The 14,655-nt window shown below is 63.5% G+C and carries 16 protein-coding genes; 11 read left to right on the top strand and 5 right to left on the bottom strand.

Annotated elements, in window-relative coordinates:
* Positions 1 to 57 precede the first annotated feature (57 nt).
* On the top strand, positions 58 to 378 hold the full coding sequence (locus VNZ93_RS20695; protein WP_325709674.1) for a hypothetical protein: 321 nt from the start codon (positions 58 to 60) through the stop codon (positions 376 to 378).
* Positions 379 to 387: 9 nt separating this feature from the next.
* Here VNZ93_RS20695 and VNZ93_RS20690 read toward each other — a convergent pair whose 3' ends face one another.
* Positions 388 to 1,155, bottom strand: coding sequence for a helix-turn-helix transcriptional regulator (locus tag VNZ93_RS20690; RefSeq protein WP_325709671.1), 768 nt, complete (start codon positions 1,153 to 1,155; stop codon positions 388 to 390).
* Positions 1,156 to 1,320: 165 nt separating this feature from the next.
* Here VNZ93_RS20690 and VNZ93_RS20685 point away from each other — a divergent pair, with 165 nt between their 5' ends.
* Entirely contained in the window at positions 1,321 to 3,693 is a 2,373-nt protein-coding gene (locus tag VNZ93_RS20685) for a marine proteobacterial sortase target protein (protein ID WP_414710144.1), read from the top strand.
* A gap of 21 nt (positions 3,694 to 3,714) precedes the next feature.
* Positions 3,715 to 4,458, top strand: a complete 744-nt coding sequence (locus VNZ93_RS20680) for a class GN sortase (protein ID WP_325709669.1) — start codon at positions 3,715 to 3,717, stop codon at positions 4,456 to 4,458.
* Here the strand turns inward: VNZ93_RS20680 and VNZ93_RS20675 are convergent.
* The 3 genes from VNZ93_RS20675 to VNZ93_RS20665 all read right to left on the bottom strand — a co-directional run bounded on the left by VNZ93_RS20675 (position 4,445) and on the right by VNZ93_RS20665 (position 6,483).
* Entirely contained in the window at positions 4,445 to 5,221 is a 777-nt protein-coding gene (locus tag VNZ93_RS20675; RefSeq protein ID WP_325709666.1) for a molybdopterin-dependent oxidoreductase, read from the bottom strand. The genes VNZ93_RS20680 and VNZ93_RS20675 overlap by 14 nt on opposite strands.
* 9 nt (positions 5,222 to 5,230) lie before the next feature.
* Positions 5,231 to 5,851 (bottom strand): cytochrome b/b6 domain-containing protein, encoded by a 621-nt coding sequence (locus tag VNZ93_RS20670; RefSeq protein ID WP_325709663.1) that lies wholly within the window; start codon positions 5,849 to 5,851, stop codon positions 5,231 to 5,233.
* Positions 5,852 to 5,925: 74 nt separating this feature from the next.
* Positions 5,926 to 6,483: a fasciclin domain-containing protein gene (locus tag VNZ93_RS20665; protein ID WP_414710143.1), complete on the bottom strand. Its 558-nt coding sequence runs from the start codon at positions 6,481 to 6,483 to the stop codon at positions 5,926 to 5,928.
* Positions 6,484 to 6,772: 289 nt separating this feature from the next.
* Here VNZ93_RS20665 and VNZ93_RS20660 point away from each other — a divergent pair, with 289 nt between their 5' ends.
* Positions 6,773 to 7,822, top strand: coding sequence for a MaoC family dehydratase (locus VNZ93_RS20660; RefSeq protein ID WP_325709661.1), 1,050 nt, complete (start codon positions 6,773 to 6,775; stop codon positions 7,820 to 7,822).
* A gap of 7 nt (positions 7,823 to 7,829) precedes the next feature.
* On the opposite strand, the gene VNZ93_RS20655 is transcribed toward VNZ93_RS20660, so the two are convergent.
* Positions 7,830 to 8,714: a LysR substrate-binding domain-containing protein gene (locus tag VNZ93_RS20655; protein WP_325709658.1), complete on the bottom strand. Its 885-nt coding sequence runs from the start codon at positions 8,712 to 8,714 to the stop codon at positions 7,830 to 7,832.
* Between the two features lie 242 nt (positions 8,715 to 8,956).
* Here VNZ93_RS20655 and sdhC point away from each other — a divergent pair, with 242 nt between their 5' ends.
* The 7 genes from sdhC to VNZ93_RS20620 all read left to right on the top strand — a co-directional run.
* Complete coding sequence (sdhC, locus tag VNZ93_RS20650; RefSeq protein WP_325709655.1) at positions 8,957 to 9,367, top strand: succinate dehydrogenase, cytochrome b556 subunit; 411 nt, start codon at positions 8,957 to 8,959, stop codon at positions 9,365 to 9,367.
* A complete protein-coding gene (sdhD, locus tag VNZ93_RS20645; RefSeq protein WP_325709652.1) occupies positions 9,364 to 9,756 on the top strand; it encodes a succinate dehydrogenase, hydrophobic membrane anchor protein in 393 nt (130 codons plus the stop codon). Before sdhC ends, sdhD begins: the two co-directional genes overlap by 4 nt.
* Positions 9,757 to 9,760: 4 nt before the next feature.
* A complete protein-coding gene (sdhA, locus tag VNZ93_RS20640) occupies positions 9,761 to 11,602 on the top strand; it encodes a succinate dehydrogenase flavoprotein subunit (RefSeq protein ID WP_325709649.1) in 1,842 nt (613 codons plus the stop codon).
* Between the two features lie 102 nt (positions 11,603 to 11,704).
* On the top strand, positions 11,705 to 12,079 hold the full coding sequence (locus VNZ93_RS20635) for a hypothetical protein (protein ID WP_325709646.1): 375 nt from the start codon (positions 11,705 to 11,707) through the stop codon (positions 12,077 to 12,079).
* 54 nt (positions 12,080 to 12,133) lie between these two features.
* Positions 12,134 to 12,913, top strand: coding sequence for a succinate dehydrogenase iron-sulfur subunit (locus VNZ93_RS20630; RefSeq protein WP_325709643.1), 780 nt, complete (start codon positions 12,134 to 12,136; stop codon positions 12,911 to 12,913).
* A gap of 170 nt (positions 12,914 to 13,083) precedes the next feature.
* Positions 13,084 to 13,560 (top strand): pyridoxamine 5'-phosphate oxidase family protein, encoded by a 477-nt coding sequence (locus VNZ93_RS20625; RefSeq protein ID WP_325709640.1) that lies wholly within the window; start codon positions 13,084 to 13,086, stop codon positions 13,558 to 13,560.
* Between the two features lie 829 nt (positions 13,561 to 14,389).
* Positions 14,390 to 14,655 (top strand): hypothetical protein (locus VNZ93_RS20620; protein ID WP_325709638.1); only part of this gene is annotated, 266 nt, incomplete at its 3' end.

The following is a 14,655-nucleotide window of genomic DNA, read 5'->3' as shown; positions in this document are numbered from 1 at the left end:
GGCATTTTCGAACCTCCGGGCCCCTGAGTGCGACCAAAAGCCGAGATGGAGGGCGCCATGCGCAAGTTCGTTCCGATTCTGAAAGCGGTGCTGGCCGGCTCTGTCGGCGTGCTCGCGATTGCCATCATCCTGAATCTGGCGATCGGCCAGTTCGATGGCGCCGTCCGGATGTCACTCCCGCTGCTGTTTGGCCTCTACGCGTTCTTCTTCATCGGCCGCGCCAATTTCGCAGCGATCAGATGCCCCAACTGCGCGACCCCGCAGCCATTCTGGCGCCGGCCGAACTCCTTCAGGCAACTGATGTGGGGCGGCTGGACCTGCGCGAATTGCGGGACCGAGATGGACCGCCACGGCAACGCGACATCGCACAACGCGTAGTAGCCGCCCTCACGCGACAGGCAGAAACATCGCGAACGGTTCGTCGAGCGTACGCTTGAGATACGCCTGATACCGGTCGTGCATGGCGTGATCCGCCGCGACCCGTCCGAAGGACGCATCCGGCACAGAGCCGAGTGGCACGAACGCGATCGGCGCCGCGATCGGCGTTAGATGCGAGCCGCGCCCGGCGAGCAACGTCGTCAGAATGCCATACATCTCGCCGGTGATGGTCGGCCGCGACACCGTAATCAGTCGATACTGACCGTGACGGTTGGTGACGAGATAGATGTGGCCCGACTGGTTGGGTACCGCCACGCTGCCATATTGCGTGAAGTCGGAATCGGACCGTTCTGACTCGCGGAAGATCAGGCTCGACTGCTGATCGTCCCAGGCGATGTCGGTCCGGTAGGCGTAGATCGCACCGCTCTCGCCGAATGACGGACGCAGCGTGAGATAGGTGCCCTCGATCCACAACACCGAGCGTCGCGCATACGCGCCGAGATCATCCGGCGCGATCCCGTTCGTGCTGGCATCCGATATATGAGGCGCACCGTTGCCGTTGCGCAGCGTCACACCAAGCGCTTCTTCCAGCCTGATTGTTGTCGCAAGCGTGAATGGGCGGCGCCCGGCCAGCGCTTTCTCCAGTGTCGAAATGCTGATCTTGGCGCGCTCGGCAAGTTGCTGACGCGACATGCGGCGGCGGGCGATCTCTTCTCGAATCGTCGCCGCGACTTTGCGGCTCAGTTCGGATGTAAGCTGCTTCTCGGACACCAGCATCGACTCCCCGCCCCGTCCCTTTCCTCACCAATCCGCACAGACCATCACAAAATCCGCAACGCGACGGCGCCCCGTTGCAAAACAATCGCGAACATGACGCTCGAATGTTCGGGCTCCCACGTGCACCAACAAGGGTGTGGAAGGTTTCGCATCAAAGCGGCAACCATGGGAGCGACTGCAATGTCCGCCGAGACGGCTAATCGTCATCTTGTTCAAATCTGGCCCGGTCGCCCGCGACAATCCCTGCGGGCGTTTGCCCGAATTCCGCAAATCGTTGTCGCGATTGTCATAGCAATTGCGGCTTTTTTCGTCTGTCTGCAGGGTGGTTTCGCACAGGCGAATCCGGCCGGCGCGGGACAGGTGAAGACCGGTTCACTGCTCATGCGTGACGGCAACGACTATGTCGAAGCGCCGCGGCTCGGCGCCGATTACGACCTCACGGTCAGCGGTCCGACCATCCGTGGCCGCGTGACGCAGATCTTTCATAACCACACCGGCAACTGGGTCGAGGCGATTTATGTCTATCCGCTGCCCGAGGATGGCGCGGTCGATTCGCTCAAGATGGTGATCGGCGAACGGGTGATCATCGGCGAGATCAAGGAGCGCCAGAGCGCCCGGGCAATCTACGAGCAGGCGAAGGCGTCGGGCTACAAGACCACGCTGATCGAGCAGGAGCGCCCGAACATCTTCACCAACTCGGTCGCCAATATCGGACCGGGCGAAACCGTGCTCGTGCAGCTCGAATATCAGGCGCCGGTGAAGCAGAGCGCCGGCACCTTCTCGCTCCGCATCCCGCTCGTGGTCGGGCCGCGCTACAACCCGAAGCCAATCGTGCAGACCGTAGACTTCGGTGCCGACGGACAAGGCTCGAATTCCGGTTGGGGCAAGACCGCCGATCCGGTGCCGGATCGCGACCGCATCGAGCCACCAGTGCTCGATCCGCGCGCCGATGCGCCGGTCAATCCGGTTCAGATCACGGTGCGCCTGCAGGCCGGCTTCCCGCTCGCCAACGTGAAGAGCCATCACCACAAGATCGCGACGGACACCGAATCCGCCGACACGCAGGTGATCAAGCTTGCCGAAGGTCCGCTGCCGGCCGATCGCGATTTCGAGCTGACCTGGACGTCGGCTGCAAACGCCGCACCCTCCGTCGGACTGTTCCGCGAACGCGTCGGCAACGACGATTATCTGCTGGCTTTCGTCACACCGCCCGCTGCCGAGCAGCAACAGGAGCAGCGGGCACGCGAAGCGGTCTTCGTCATCGACAATTCCGGCTCGATGGGCGGGACCTCGATCGTGCAGGCAAAGGCCAGCCTGATCTATGCGCTCAATCGATTGAAGCCCTCGGATCGCTTCAACGTCATCCGGTTCGACAACACCTATGACGTGCTGTTCAGCGACAGCGTGCCGGCGAATGCGGACAACATCGCGCGTGCCAGGGCTTTCGTCGACGCCCTGCAGGCGCGTGGCGGCACGGAGATGGTGCCGGCGCTGCGGGCGGCACTCACCGATACGCGCCCGGCGGATGCGAATTCGCTCCGCCAGGTCGTTTTTCTGACCGACGGCGCTATCGGCAACGAACAGCAATTGTTCGACACGCTGGCGGCAATGCGCGGACGCTCGCGCGTGTTCATGGTCGGGATCGGTTCCGCACCGAACTCCTTCCTGATGACGCGCGCGGCGGAGATCGGCCGCGGCACCTTCACTCATATCGGCTCGGCCGAGCAGGTCGAGGAGCGCATGCGCGCGCTGTTCGAGAAGCTCGAGAGCCCGGCGGTGACGAATCTTTCCGTGAGCTTCTCGGCGGCGAAGGCGGATATCACCCCCGAGCTGGTTCCCGATCTCTATCGTGGCGAGCCGCTGGTGCTGGCCGCCAAGGTCTCGACGCTCGACGGCACGATGGACATCAAGGGCCGCATCGGCGACCAGCCATGGACCGTGACGCTTCCGATCGCCAAGGCCGCTGAAGGACAGGGCCTGTCGAAGCTGTGGGCGCGCCGCAAGATCGCTGATGCCGAGGTTGCGAAGACGCTGCGCAAGATGACTCCCGAAGAGACCGACAAGCGCATTTTCGCGCTCGGCCTCGACCATCAGCTCGTTACGCGGCTGACAAGCCTTGTCGCGGTCGACAAGACGCCCAGCCGCCCCGATGGCGCGAAACTCTCGCGTGCCGATCTGCCGCTCAACCTTCCGGCCGGCTGGGACTTCGACAAGGTGTTCGGAGAACGCCCGCAGCCGGAACGCCAGAGCGATCGTGCGCAACAGCTCCATCCGCAACACGATCGCACCGATGCGCCGCAGCGCGAGGTGATGGCGAAACCGACGGCGGACGCGGTCGCTCTCAGATATGCCCGCACTGTGCCGGTCGCAGCCGCGCCCATGGTCGTTTCCACCGGTGCTGCGACCACCCATGGCGTGATGTTGCCCAAGACCGCAACCGATGCCGATCTGCGGATGATTGCGGGCTTCATCCTGGTCTTCCTCAGCCTCATCATCATGGCCCGCGTGCGTTGGCGCGCGGGCCTGACGTGGCGCTGAAGACCTCTTGCGGACACGACCATGAACACGGCGCACGGGATCGTCAGAGCTTCCAGGCTGATCGCCCGTACGCCGCAAGGGAGCGGCATCTCGCCCATGCCTCTCCGGCGCGCACGCAGTCTTCCAGACGTCCCCCTGCGTGCGCGCATTCTTCTTTCGCTGCGAGTCCGGCGCACGCATGTGGCCATGCTGGTCGCGATCGTTCTCGGTATCGCCGGGCTTGTCTTGTCAGCCCAGGGTTTGTGGATGCACGCCAAAGCAAGACTCGCCCAGCTGCTGCTCGAACGTGCCTTCGCCGAAACGCTGGCGACCGGCGCCGATACCAAGCCCTGGACATGGGCCGATACCTGGCCGACCGCCCGGATCGAAGTGCCAAGGCTGAACGCGAACGTCATCGTGCTGCACGGGTCGAGCGGCCAGGCGCTTGCCTTCGGTCCCGGTCATGTCGAGACGACGCCGCATGCAGGCGGAGCCGGCACCGCCGTGTATTCCGCACATCGCGACACGCACTTCCGCTTCCTGAAGGATGTGACCGCGGGCGACGAGATCGTCGTGACATTGAGAACCGGCGACACGCACCGCTTTCGCGTCACGCACACATCGGTCGTGCGCTGGGATCAGTCCGGCATCGATCCGTTTGCCGACGGCCGCAATCTGATCCTCGCCACCTGCTGGCCGCTGGATGCGAAAATGCCGGGACCGATGCGCTATCTCGTGCACGCGGAACTGGTGAGCGAACGGATGGCGGCTCCTACAATCCGCTGAACCAGTTGTAGCCCTGGTTCTCCCAATAGCCGCCGAGATCCTTGTTGGTGACGTGCATGGCAATGATGTATTTCGGATTCTTGAAGCCGAGCTTGGTCGGCATCCGGCACTTCATCGGATAGCCATAGGCACGCGGCAGAATCTCGTCTCCGAACTTGAATGTGAGCTGCGTTTGCGGATGCAGCGCGGTCGGCATGTCGATGGTGGTCGAATAGCCCTCGGCGCATTGGAACCAGACATATTTCGCGCGGGTGTCGGCGCCGACGCGGCGAAGGAATTCCGAAAGCCGCACGCCGGTCCAACTACCGATCGCGCTCCAGCCTTCAACGCAGATATGCCGCGTGATCTGCGTCTCCTGCGGCAGCGCATAAAGTTCGTCCAGTGTCCAGGGCTTCGTGCTTTGGACAAGTCCGCCGACCTCAAATCGATAGTCCTTGCCGTCGATATCGGGAGCATCCTCGAGCGCATAATATGCGTTGAACGGGAAGGGCTTCGTGATCGCGCTTTTCGGATGGGTCAGAGCGAGCTGGTTCGGATCGAACAGCCACGCCTGCACACCGTCATTGAATTCTGACACCTTGCGCAGAACCTTTTCGGCCGAAATCGAATCGACGATGTCGCAGCCGGTGAGCATGGTCAGCGCCCCGAGCGATAACCCGCCGCGCAGGAAGGCGCGGCGCGCCGGATCGGGCATGATCTTGCCGGCATCCTTGAGCAGGAGCTTCTGATCGACGCCGGGAATGAGACGGCGTAAGCGCTTCATCTCGTCCTCCTATCGTCCGGTGATCATCGCGCGCAGGCTCTTCGGAACGACCAATGCCAGCACGACATGGATCACAAGGAAGCCGACGATCGTCGCCATCGCAAAAAAATGCACGTAACGCGTTGCGTCGTAGCCACCAAAGATGGCTGTCAGCGTCTGCAGCTGCACCGGCTTCCACAACGCGAGTCCGGACAGCGCGACAACGAAGCCCGCAACGATCACGCCGAGATAGAGCAGCTTCTGCACGGCATTGTAGACCGACAGGTCATCGTGCGAGAGGCGAAAGCGAGACGCGTCGCGAACCGTCGCAAACAGATCATACGACGAGATGGGCAGCAGCTTGCGGCGAAAACGGCCGGTGACGATGCCGAGTGCGACATAGATCAGGCCGTTCACCACGAACAGCCACATCGCCGCGAAATGCCACAGCAGCGCACCGGCGAGCCAACCGCCGAGCGTGATGGACGGCGAAAAGCTGAAGGCAAACAGCGGCGACGCATTATAGATCTGCCAGCCCGACATGATCATGATCAGCACCGCGACGGCATTGATCCAGTGCGTGATCCGCACCCAGACCGGGTGGATGACCGGGCGCGAGCGGTCCTGTGCGCCAATTGTCGTTGCTGTCATGGCCATGGCCCTCGACCCCACCTGACGAGGGAACACCGCGCCGGGCATGGCTGTTCCCGGCGCGGTATTTGCCTTTAGCTCGCCGGCAGCAGGACGCTGTCGATCACATGGATGACGCCGTTGGACTGGCGCACGTCGGCGATGGTCACCGTGGCAACCCCGCCCTTCTCGTCCGTGAGCGTGATCCGGTTGCCGTCCTTCTTCGCCTGCAGCACGCAGCCGCCCACGGTCTTGACCGGGTGCGTTCCCCTGTCATCGGCGATCATCTTGTTGATCGCGGACGACAGCGCGTTCGCCGAGACCACATGGCAGGTCAGGATCTTGGTCAGCGTGGCCTTGTTCTCCGGCCGTATCAGCGTCTCGACGGTTCCGGCCGGAAGTTTCGCGAAGGCAGCATTGGTCGGCGCGAACACCGTGAACGGTCCCTTGCCGGACAGCGTATCGACGAGACCGGCAGCCTTGACCGCCGCCACAAGCGTGGTGTGGTCTTTGGAATTGATGGCGTTCTCGACGATCGTCTTGTTCGAGAACATCGGCGCGCCACCCACCATCGGGTTCTTGTCCTGCGCGGCTGCCGTCGCAACGAATGCGAGCGTGGCGGCTGCGGTCATCAGTGTCATGCGGTTGAACATTATTTGCTCCCTTACGTGAGTTTGCGGCGGACCATCCGCCTTCAAGACGCGCGGCAGGGTTCGCCCGGAGCGGAGCGCTCAGTCGCCAACCATATCGTCGTCGTCGTGCAAGCTACGCTCGCTGGCGAACAGAGTTTCACGCGCCGCCCGTCTCACGCGTTCGTGAGCGCTGACGCAGAATTGTGGCGCCGGACGATTGCTTGACGCGTGGAGGGCTTGACGCGGGTTCGGACCCATCGTTGATACCAGCCGCCGGTATCGAGAAGGGCGCACAGCGCACGACCCACCAATGACCAAGACTGCTTCAGGAAATTATTTTGAAGATTTTCGGATCGGACAGATCCTTCGGCACGCCACGCCGCGCACGGTCACCACCGGCGATGTGGCAATTTACAATGGCCTGTTCGGCGCGCGTTTTGCGGTTCAATCGTCCGATGCCTTTGCCAAAAGCATCGGGTATCCGCGCTCGCCGATCGACGACCTTCTCGTGTTTCACATCGTGTTCGGCAAGACCGTGCCGGACGTTTCGCTGAACGCGGTGGCCAATCTCGGCTACGCGAATTGCCGCTTCCTCGCCCCGGTTTATCCCGGCGACACGCTCAACGCCGTATCGGAGGTGATCGGGCTTAAGGAAAATTCCAGCCGCAAGACCGGCATCGTGTTCGTGCGCTCGGTCGGCTATCGATCGGACGGGACGCAGGTTCTGGAATATGTCCGCTGGGTGATGGTGAGGAAGCGCGACGAAAAGGCCGCCCCTCAGGGAGAACACGTGCCGCGCCTGCCGACGGCGCTCGATCCGAAAATGCTCGGCGATGCGTGCCCGCCGATCGACACCGGCGCGTATGACAATCTCCTTGCCGGAAGTGCTCATCGCTTTGCCGATTACAACGTCGGCGAAAAGATCGACCACATCGATGGTGTGACGGTCGAAGAGGCGGAGCACATGATTGCAACGCGGCTATATCAGAACACCGCGCGCATCCACTTCAACCAATTCATCGAAGGCCAGGGCCGTTTCGGCCGCCGCCTGATCTATGGCGGACACGTGATCTCGCTCGCGCGATCGCTCTCGTTCAACGGGCTCGCCAACGCGTTTCACGTCGCCGCCATCAATGGCGGCCGCCATGTCGCGCCGCTCTTTGCGGGCAACACCGTGTTTGCATGGTCGGAAATTCTGGCCAAAGCGGAGCTGCCGCAACGAAGCGATCTCGGAGCGCTGCGCGTGCGCACCATCGCGACCAAGGATAAGCCGTGCGCCGGATTCCCGCTGAAGAACGGCGACGAGGACGATCCGGCCGTGATCCTCGATCTCGATTACTGGGTGCTGATCCCGCGCTGAGCGGGATCTATCCCCGGCGCATGTGCTCGACCAGCTGTCGCGCGAAGGGCGACAGCGCCGCGACGTCGCGAACGCAGATCGTCAGATCGCGCACGGCCCAGGTATCGGTGAGATCGACCGCCTTGATCGCCATGGAGCGCGCGGCCGATCGCACCGTCGTCTCCGGCACGATCCCGATCCCGGCATTACGCTCGACGAGGCGGCACACGCCATCGAACGAACGCAGCTGAACGCGCAGCTTCAGCGGCCGCCCCAGCCGGCTCGCCTTGTCGGCCAGGAAGCGCTGCAGGGCACTGGCGCGGTCGAGGCCGACAAAGTCGAAGTCCAGCACATCGGCAAAGGCCGCCTTTTCGCGCCGCGCCAGCGGATGATCGCGCGAGACCACCAGCACGAAGCGGTCGCTGCGGAACGGGAAGGTCACCAGCTGGCTGGTGTCTACCGTGCCGGCCACGATCCCGATGTCGCCGACGCCTTCGCCGATCAGACCGACAATCTCGTCCGACAGCCGCTCCTCGAGATCGACGCTGACATGCGGATGCGCCGCAAGAAACGGACTCAGGACGTCCGGCAGAAACTCGGTCAGTGCATTGGTATTCGACAGGATCCGGACCTGGCTGAAAAAGCCGCCCGAATAGGCGCCGAGATCCTCACGCAGCCGCTCGGCCTGGGCGAGGATGGTCCGGGCGTGCTGAAGCAATGTCCGGCCGGCCTGGGTCGGGGTCACGCCCTGCCGGTTCCGGATCAGCAGCGGGGCGCCGATGGCGTCCTCCATGTTCCGGATGCGCGTCGAGGCCGCTGCCAGCGCAAGATTGGCCCGAGCCGCACCCTGCGTGATGCTGCCAGCCTCCACCACGTGCCTGAACAGGCTCAGGTCAGGTATGTCGAATCGCAAGGTCGTCTCTTGGAAACTCTTTAATTGTGGCATCAGCCTTCGGAAACGGCGAAGGCAGCCTACTCCAAATGCTTATTGCGCGCATCAGAAATAGGGATATTGGTTCGCGGTTTCCGAAATTTGACTGCCTCTAAGGCAGCCAGATCTGCGGCTTCCGGCAGCCGGACGGTCATTTTGACCGCCGGCTCATGCTCCGGGGGCTAAAGTATTCCGGCCCCTGCGCCGGCTGGAGTTGGACGCGAATGGCACATACCCGCCGCCCGATCGAAAGACCGCTGTCGCCTCATCTCGGCATCTACCGGATGACGCTGACTATGATGATGTCGATCGTCCACCGCATCACTGGCGGTGCGCTGTTTTTCGGCACGCTTCTGATGGCCTGGTGGCTGCTGGCAGCGGCCGCCGGCCCGACCGCTTATGCCAAGGTCCAGGCCTTCATGGGCTCGATCATCGGGCTGCTGATCCTGTTTGGCTACACGTGGGCCCTGATCCACCACATGCTCGGCGGCGTCCGCCACCTGATCTGGGACACCGGCCGCGGCTTCGGCCCGGCCGAGCGCGAGTGGCTGACCCTCGCCACCCTGATCGGCTCGATCGGTCTCACGCTGCTGATCTGGATCGTCGGCTTTATCTTCATGGGAGGCGCACGATGAGCGACAAGCAGACCTCCATGCGCACACCGCTGTCGCGCGTTCGCTACCTCGGCTCGGCGCATTCCGGCACCGACCATTTCTGGAAGCAGCGGGTCAGCTCAGTTGCACTGGTCCCGCTCACCATCATCTTCGTGGTCATCATCATCGGACTGCTCGGGCGCAATCACGCCGCCGCCACGCAGATCCTCGGTTCGCCATTCGTCGCGATCACCATCATGCTGTTCGTGATCGCGAGCGCCTACCACATGTGGCTCGGCATGCAGGTGATCATCGAGGATTACGTGCATAGCGACATGAAGCTCACGCTGATCATGTGCAACACCTTCTTCTGTTTTGTCATCGGCCTGTCCTGTCTTTACGCGCTGGTGAAGTTGTCCTTCGGAGTTTGATGCCATGAATGCAAAGACCAACGGCAGCAAACCGAATTGTGGGCCCGCTGTGACCGGCGCCGCCTACCCCATCGAGGATCACACCTTCGACGTCGTCGTCATCGGTGCGGGCGGCTCCGGGCTGCGCGCGGTGGTCGGCTGCGCCCAGGCGGGACTGAAGACCGCGTGCATCACCAAGGTGTTCCCCACGCGTTCGCACACCGTCGCGGCACAGGGCGGCATCGCAGCCTCGCTCGGCAATATGGGGCCGGACGACTGGCGCTGGCACATGTACGACACCGTCAAGGGATCGGACTGGCTCGGCGACCAGGACGCGATCGAGTACATGGTGCGCAACGCACCCGAAGCCGTCTATGAACTCGAACACTGGGGCGTGCCGTTCTCGCGTACCGAAGACGGCAAGATTTACCAGCGTCCGTTCGGCGGCATGACGACCGACTTCGGCAAGGGCATTGCGCAGCGCACCTGCGCCGCAGCCGACCGCACCGGTCACGCCATGCTGCACACGCTGTATTCCCAGTCGCTGCGCTATTCGGCGGAATTTTTCATCGAATATTTCGCCATCGACCTGATCATGGACCAGGAAGGCCGCTGCGTCGGCGTCGTCGCGCTCAAGCTCGATGACGGTTCGATCCATCGCTTCCGCGCCAGCATGACGATCCTTGCGACCGGCGGTTACGGCCGCGCCTACTTCTCCGCCACCTCCGCGCATACCTGCACCGGCGACGGCAACGCGATGGTGCTGCGCGCCGGCCTGCCGCTGCAGGACATGGAGTTCGTGCAATTCCATCCCACCGGCATTTACGGCTCCGGCTGCCTGATCACCGAAGGCGCGCGCGGCGAAGGCGGTTATCTCGTCAATTCCGAGGGCGAGCGCTTCATGGAGCGCTATGCGCCGTCAGCGAAGGACCTTGCCTCGCGCGATGTCGTCTCGCGGTCGATGACGGTCGAGATCCGTGAAGGCCGCGGCGTCGGCAAGAACAAGGATCACATCTTCCTGCATCTCGATCACCTGACGCCGGAGGTGCTGCACCAGCGCCTGCCGGGCATTTCCGAGAGCGCGCGCATCTTCGCCGGCGTCGATCTCACGAAAGAGCCGATCCCGGTGCTGCCGACCGTTCACTACAACATGGGCGGCATCCAGACGAACTTCCACGGCGAGGTTCTGACCAAGAAGAACGGCAATCCCGACACCGTCGTGCCGGGCCTGATGGCGATCGGCGAAGCCGCCTGCGTGTCGGTGCACGGCGCCAACCGGCTCGGCTCGAACTCGCTGATCGACCTCGTGGTATTCGGCCGCGCCGCGGCGGAGCGCTGCAGTCAGACCGTCGAGAAGAACGGCAAGCAGCCCGAGCTGCCGAAGGATTCGGCCGATCTCGCGCTGTCCCGCCTCGACAAGTTCCGCCACGCCAGCGGCGGCACGCCGACGGCGCAGCTGCGGCTCAAGATGCAGAAGGTCATGCAGAACAATTGCGCGGTGTTCCGCACCGGCGAGACCCTGCAGGAAGGTCACAAGCTGATCCACGAGGTCTATGGCGGCATGCCCGACCTGCATGTCACCGACCGCTCGCTGACCTGGAATTCAGATCTGGTCGAGACCATGGAACTCGACAATCTCATCGCACAGGCCGTGGTGACGATGGATTCGGCGCTGAACCGTACCGAGAGCCGCGGTTCGCATGCGCGCGAGGATTATCCGGAGCGTGACGACAAGAACTGGATGAAGCACACGCTCGCCTGGTTCGATCCCAAGACCGGCAATGTGACGATCGAATATCGGCCGGTGCATACCTACACGATGACGAACGACATCACCTACATCGAGCCGAAGGCGCGCGTGTACTGATGCGGATGACCGTCAAACCGCATTGTTTGGCGGCCCGGACCGGGTGCGGTCCGGTTTATGCATGGAAACTCCTCAGCGTAAGCCAAGAGCGAGGAGTATCCCATGCTTGAACCCGTCATGATCGTGAACGTCATCCTGGCCTGCATGGCCGTGATCGCCGGCCTGTGCAGCCGCTCCTTTCTGACTGCGCTGGTCGCCGGGGTTGTCCTCGGACTGATCCATGTCGGCCTTGTGGTCCTGATCGGCCTGCAATCCGGATCCTTGGCACTGAGCGAGCTGCCCTACCTCAAGGACGGCGTCGATATGGCGATGCAGACCGGCCACCTGAACTTCGCGAATGCCCGCTACGCGACCTACCTCGCCGAATCCGGGCTCGCACTCCTGCTCATCGTCATTGCGGGCTGGATCGTCCGCTCGCTGTTCGTGCTGATGGGGCTTGCACCAAAGCGGCCCGAACTTGTGGAAGCTGAAGCCTGAAGGCGCGGCGCCCGGCTCCGCTTGGCCGGGTGTACGCCAAACTGAGAGATCAAGATGGTCGAGTTCACGCTGCCGAAGAATTCCAAGGTCACCGAAGGCAAGACCTGGCCCGGCAAGCCGGGCGCGAAGAACGAGCGCGAGTTTCGCGTTTATCGCTGGAATCCGGATGACGGCAACAATCCGCGCGTCGACACCTACAAGGTCGACACCGACGATTGCGGCCCGATGGTTCTGGATGCGCTGATCTGGATCAAGTCGAACATCGACGCGACGCTGACCTTCCGCCGCTCATGCCGCGAAGGCGTCTGCGGCTCCTGCGCGATGAATATCGACGGCCAGAACACGCTCGCCTGCACGCGCGGCATGGACGAGATCAAGGGCGAGGTGAAGATTTCTCCGCTGCCGCATATGCCGGTGGTGAAGGATCTCGTGCCCGATCTCACGCAGTTCTACGCGCAATATGCCTCGGTGCAGCCGTGGCTGAAGACCGAAACGCCGCAGCCGCAGAAGGAATGGCGGCAGAGCGAAGAGGACCGCGCGAAGCTCGACGGTCTCTACGAATGCATCCTTTGCGCCTGCTGCACGACATCCTGCCCGAGCTATTGGTGGAACGGCGACCGCTATCTCGGCCCGGCCGCGTTGCTGCAGGCCGGCCGCTGGCTCAAGGACTCGCGCGATGAGGCCAAGGGAGAACGACTCGACTTCCTCGAGGACCCGTTCCGGCTCTATCGCTGCCACACCATCCTGAACTGCTCGAAAGCCTGTCCGAAGGGTCTCAATCCGGCAAAGGAAATCGCCGACATCAAGAAGATGATGGTCGAGCGGCAGGTCTGATTTGCGCGTTACCCGCTTGGTGACCGCGTCTTGAAAACGAATGGCCGGGCAGCGATGCCCGGCCATTTTGTTTTGCGGTGCTCGGTCCGGATGACGCAAGCTCACCCGGGAACGTCTCTCGATCCTGCGTGTTACCGTGTGTCGCCGGCCGGCCCGAAGGAGTGCAGCAGATGAGTGACGACGCCGAACGCGTGTGGGACCTGATGGAGAAGATTTCCATCTGCATGCTTGCGAGCTGGGATGGCCATGAACTGAGCTCGCGCCCGATGGGTGCGTTCGTGCGGCGCAAGAACAACGCGATCTATTTTCTGACCGATGCCCGTCATCACAAGGACGACGATATCCGGAAATTCCCGAAGGTCTGCCTCGCCTTTGCCGATCCGGGGAGCGAGCGTTTCGTGTCGCTGTCGGGTCAGGCAGAAGTGTCTGCCGATCGCGGCGTGATTCGCGAACTGTGGTCCACGCCCGCCAAGGCGTGGTGGGACTCACCGGACGATCCCAATATCCGCATGCTCAAGGTCACGCCCGAGGACGCCCAGTATTGGGAAGGACCGGGCAAGGTCGTCAGCACGGTCAAGATGGCGATCGCCGCCGCCACGGGAAAGCGTCCCGACATGGGCGACAACAAAAAGGTCGCGATGAATTGAGCCCGGGCGATCGGGTTGCTGCCGCGTCGCAGCATGTACGGGCTTTCAGCAATTCGCCGCGCAAGCGTCATGATCTCGCCGTATCAGCGCTGATTCGCATGCCATAGTGCATGCGTCTGCAGAACGAACTCGTCATGAGTTCGCAACGAGACGGACTTCCGGAACGCTCTCCCTAGAAGACAAAGCGAGCTCACGAATGCGATTGAAAGCCATACTTTTGGCCAGTGCGGCCGTGCCCGTGCTGACCCTGGTTCAACCTGCAATGGCGGCCCAGCCGGCTGGCCTCCTGCAGCTCGCACAGGCGCCAGCCCCTGCTGATCCGAAGAAGCCCGCCGCAAAGCCTGCGCCGAAGGCCGCGCCGCCCGCAGCGCCGGCTGCGAGACCCGCACCGCCGCCGCCAGCAGCGGCCCGCCCTGCACCGCCGCCGCCCGCCGCGGCACGACCTGTTGCCCCTCCTCCGCCTGCCGCAGCACGGCCCGCTCCGCCGCCTCCGCCGGCTGCCAGAACCGCTCCACCCCCGCCAGCAGCACGCCCAGCAGCACCTGCGGCGCAGACACCTCCGCCTCCCGCCGGGCGCGCAGGCCCAGCCGCGCAGACGCCGCCGGCCGCCCAGACCCCGCAGCAGCGGCAGGATTCGCGTCAGGACCGCCGGCAGGATCGGCAAGATAATCGCCAAGACACGCGACAGGATCGCCGCGATCAGCGTCAGCCGCCCGCCGCCCCGACCACGAGCCAGCCGGTGCCGCCCGCGACACCAGCGGCGCCAGTGACTCCGCCGGCGGCCCGACAAGATACCCCGCCGCCCTCGACGGCGCCGGCTGGCCGTCCGGTGCCCCCGGCCGCCGATCAACGTCGCGACGCCCCGCAGCGGCAGGATACGCGTCAGGACCGACGCGATGATCGTCAGGACTCCCGGCAGGATCGTCGTGACGATCGGCAGGATGCGCGACAGGATCGTCGTGACGACCGTCGCGACATCCGCCGCCTCGACGATCTGCGGCAGGAACGCCGCGAGGTCCGCGAAGGCAATCGCACCCTCATTCGCGAAGGCGATCGCACCATCGTCCGCGAAGGCAACACGACCATTATCCGTCG

It is taken from the genome of Pseudorhodoplanes sp. (genome assembly GCF_035565795.1).
Classification (GTDB): Bacteria; Pseudomonadota; Alphaproteobacteria; order Rhizobiales; family Xanthobacteraceae; genus Pseudorhodoplanes.
The sequence above is the reverse complement of the archived record's forward strand: the minus strand, read 5'-3'. Positions and strand labels throughout refer to the sequence as shown.

Excerpts from the sequence above, each read along its gene's own strand:
- sdhA (WP_325709649.1), top strand. The coding sequence starts at position 9,761 with ATGAATGCAAAGACCAACGGCAGCAAACCGAATTGTGGGCCCGCTGTG.
- VNZ93_RS20695 (WP_325709674.1), top strand. The coding sequence starts at position 58 with ATGCGCAAGTTCGTTCCGATTCTGAAAGCGGTGCTGGCCGGCTCTGTC.
- VNZ93_RS20660 (WP_325709661.1), top strand. The coding sequence starts at position 6,773 with ATGACCAAGACTGCTTCAGGAAATTATTTTGAAGATTTTCGGATCGGA.
- VNZ93_RS20665 (WP_414710143.1), bottom strand. The coding sequence starts at position 6,483 with ATGTTCAACCGCATGACACTGATGACCGCAGCCGCCACGCTCGCATTC.
- VNZ93_RS20685 (WP_414710144.1), top strand. The coding sequence starts at position 1,321 with ATGGGAGCGACTGCAATGTCCGCCGAGACGGCTAATCGTCATCTTGTT.
- VNZ93_RS20680 (WP_325709669.1), top strand. The coding sequence starts at position 3,715 with ATGAACACGGCGCACGGGATCGTCAGAGCTTCCAGGCTGATCGCCCGT.
- VNZ93_RS20630 (WP_325709643.1), top strand. The coding sequence starts at position 12,134 with ATGGTCGAGTTCACGCTGCCGAAGAATTCCAAGGTCACCGAAGGCAAG.
- VNZ93_RS20670 (WP_325709663.1), bottom strand. The coding sequence starts at position 5,851 with ATGACAGCAACGACAATTGGCGCACAGGACCGCTCGCGCCCGGTCATC.
- VNZ93_RS20690 (WP_325709671.1), bottom strand. The coding sequence starts at position 1,155 with ATGCTGGTGTCCGAGAAGCAGCTTACATCCGAACTGAGCCGCAAAGTC.
- sdhC (WP_325709655.1), top strand. The coding sequence starts at position 8,957 with ATGGCACATACCCGCCGCCCGATCGAAAGACCGCTGTCGCCTCATCTC.
- sdhD (WP_325709652.1), top strand. The coding sequence starts at position 9,364 with ATGAGCGACAAGCAGACCTCCATGCGCACACCGCTGTCGCGCGTTCGC.
- VNZ93_RS20675 (WP_325709666.1), bottom strand. The coding sequence starts at position 5,221 with ATGAAGCGCTTACGCCGTCTCATTCCCGGCGTCGATCAGAAGCTCCTG.
- VNZ93_RS20625 (WP_325709640.1), top strand. The coding sequence starts at position 13,084 with ATGAGTGACGACGCCGAACGCGTGTGGGACCTGATGGAGAAGATTTCC.
- VNZ93_RS20635 (WP_325709646.1), top strand. The coding sequence starts at position 11,705 with ATGCTTGAACCCGTCATGATCGTGAACGTCATCCTGGCCTGCATGGCC.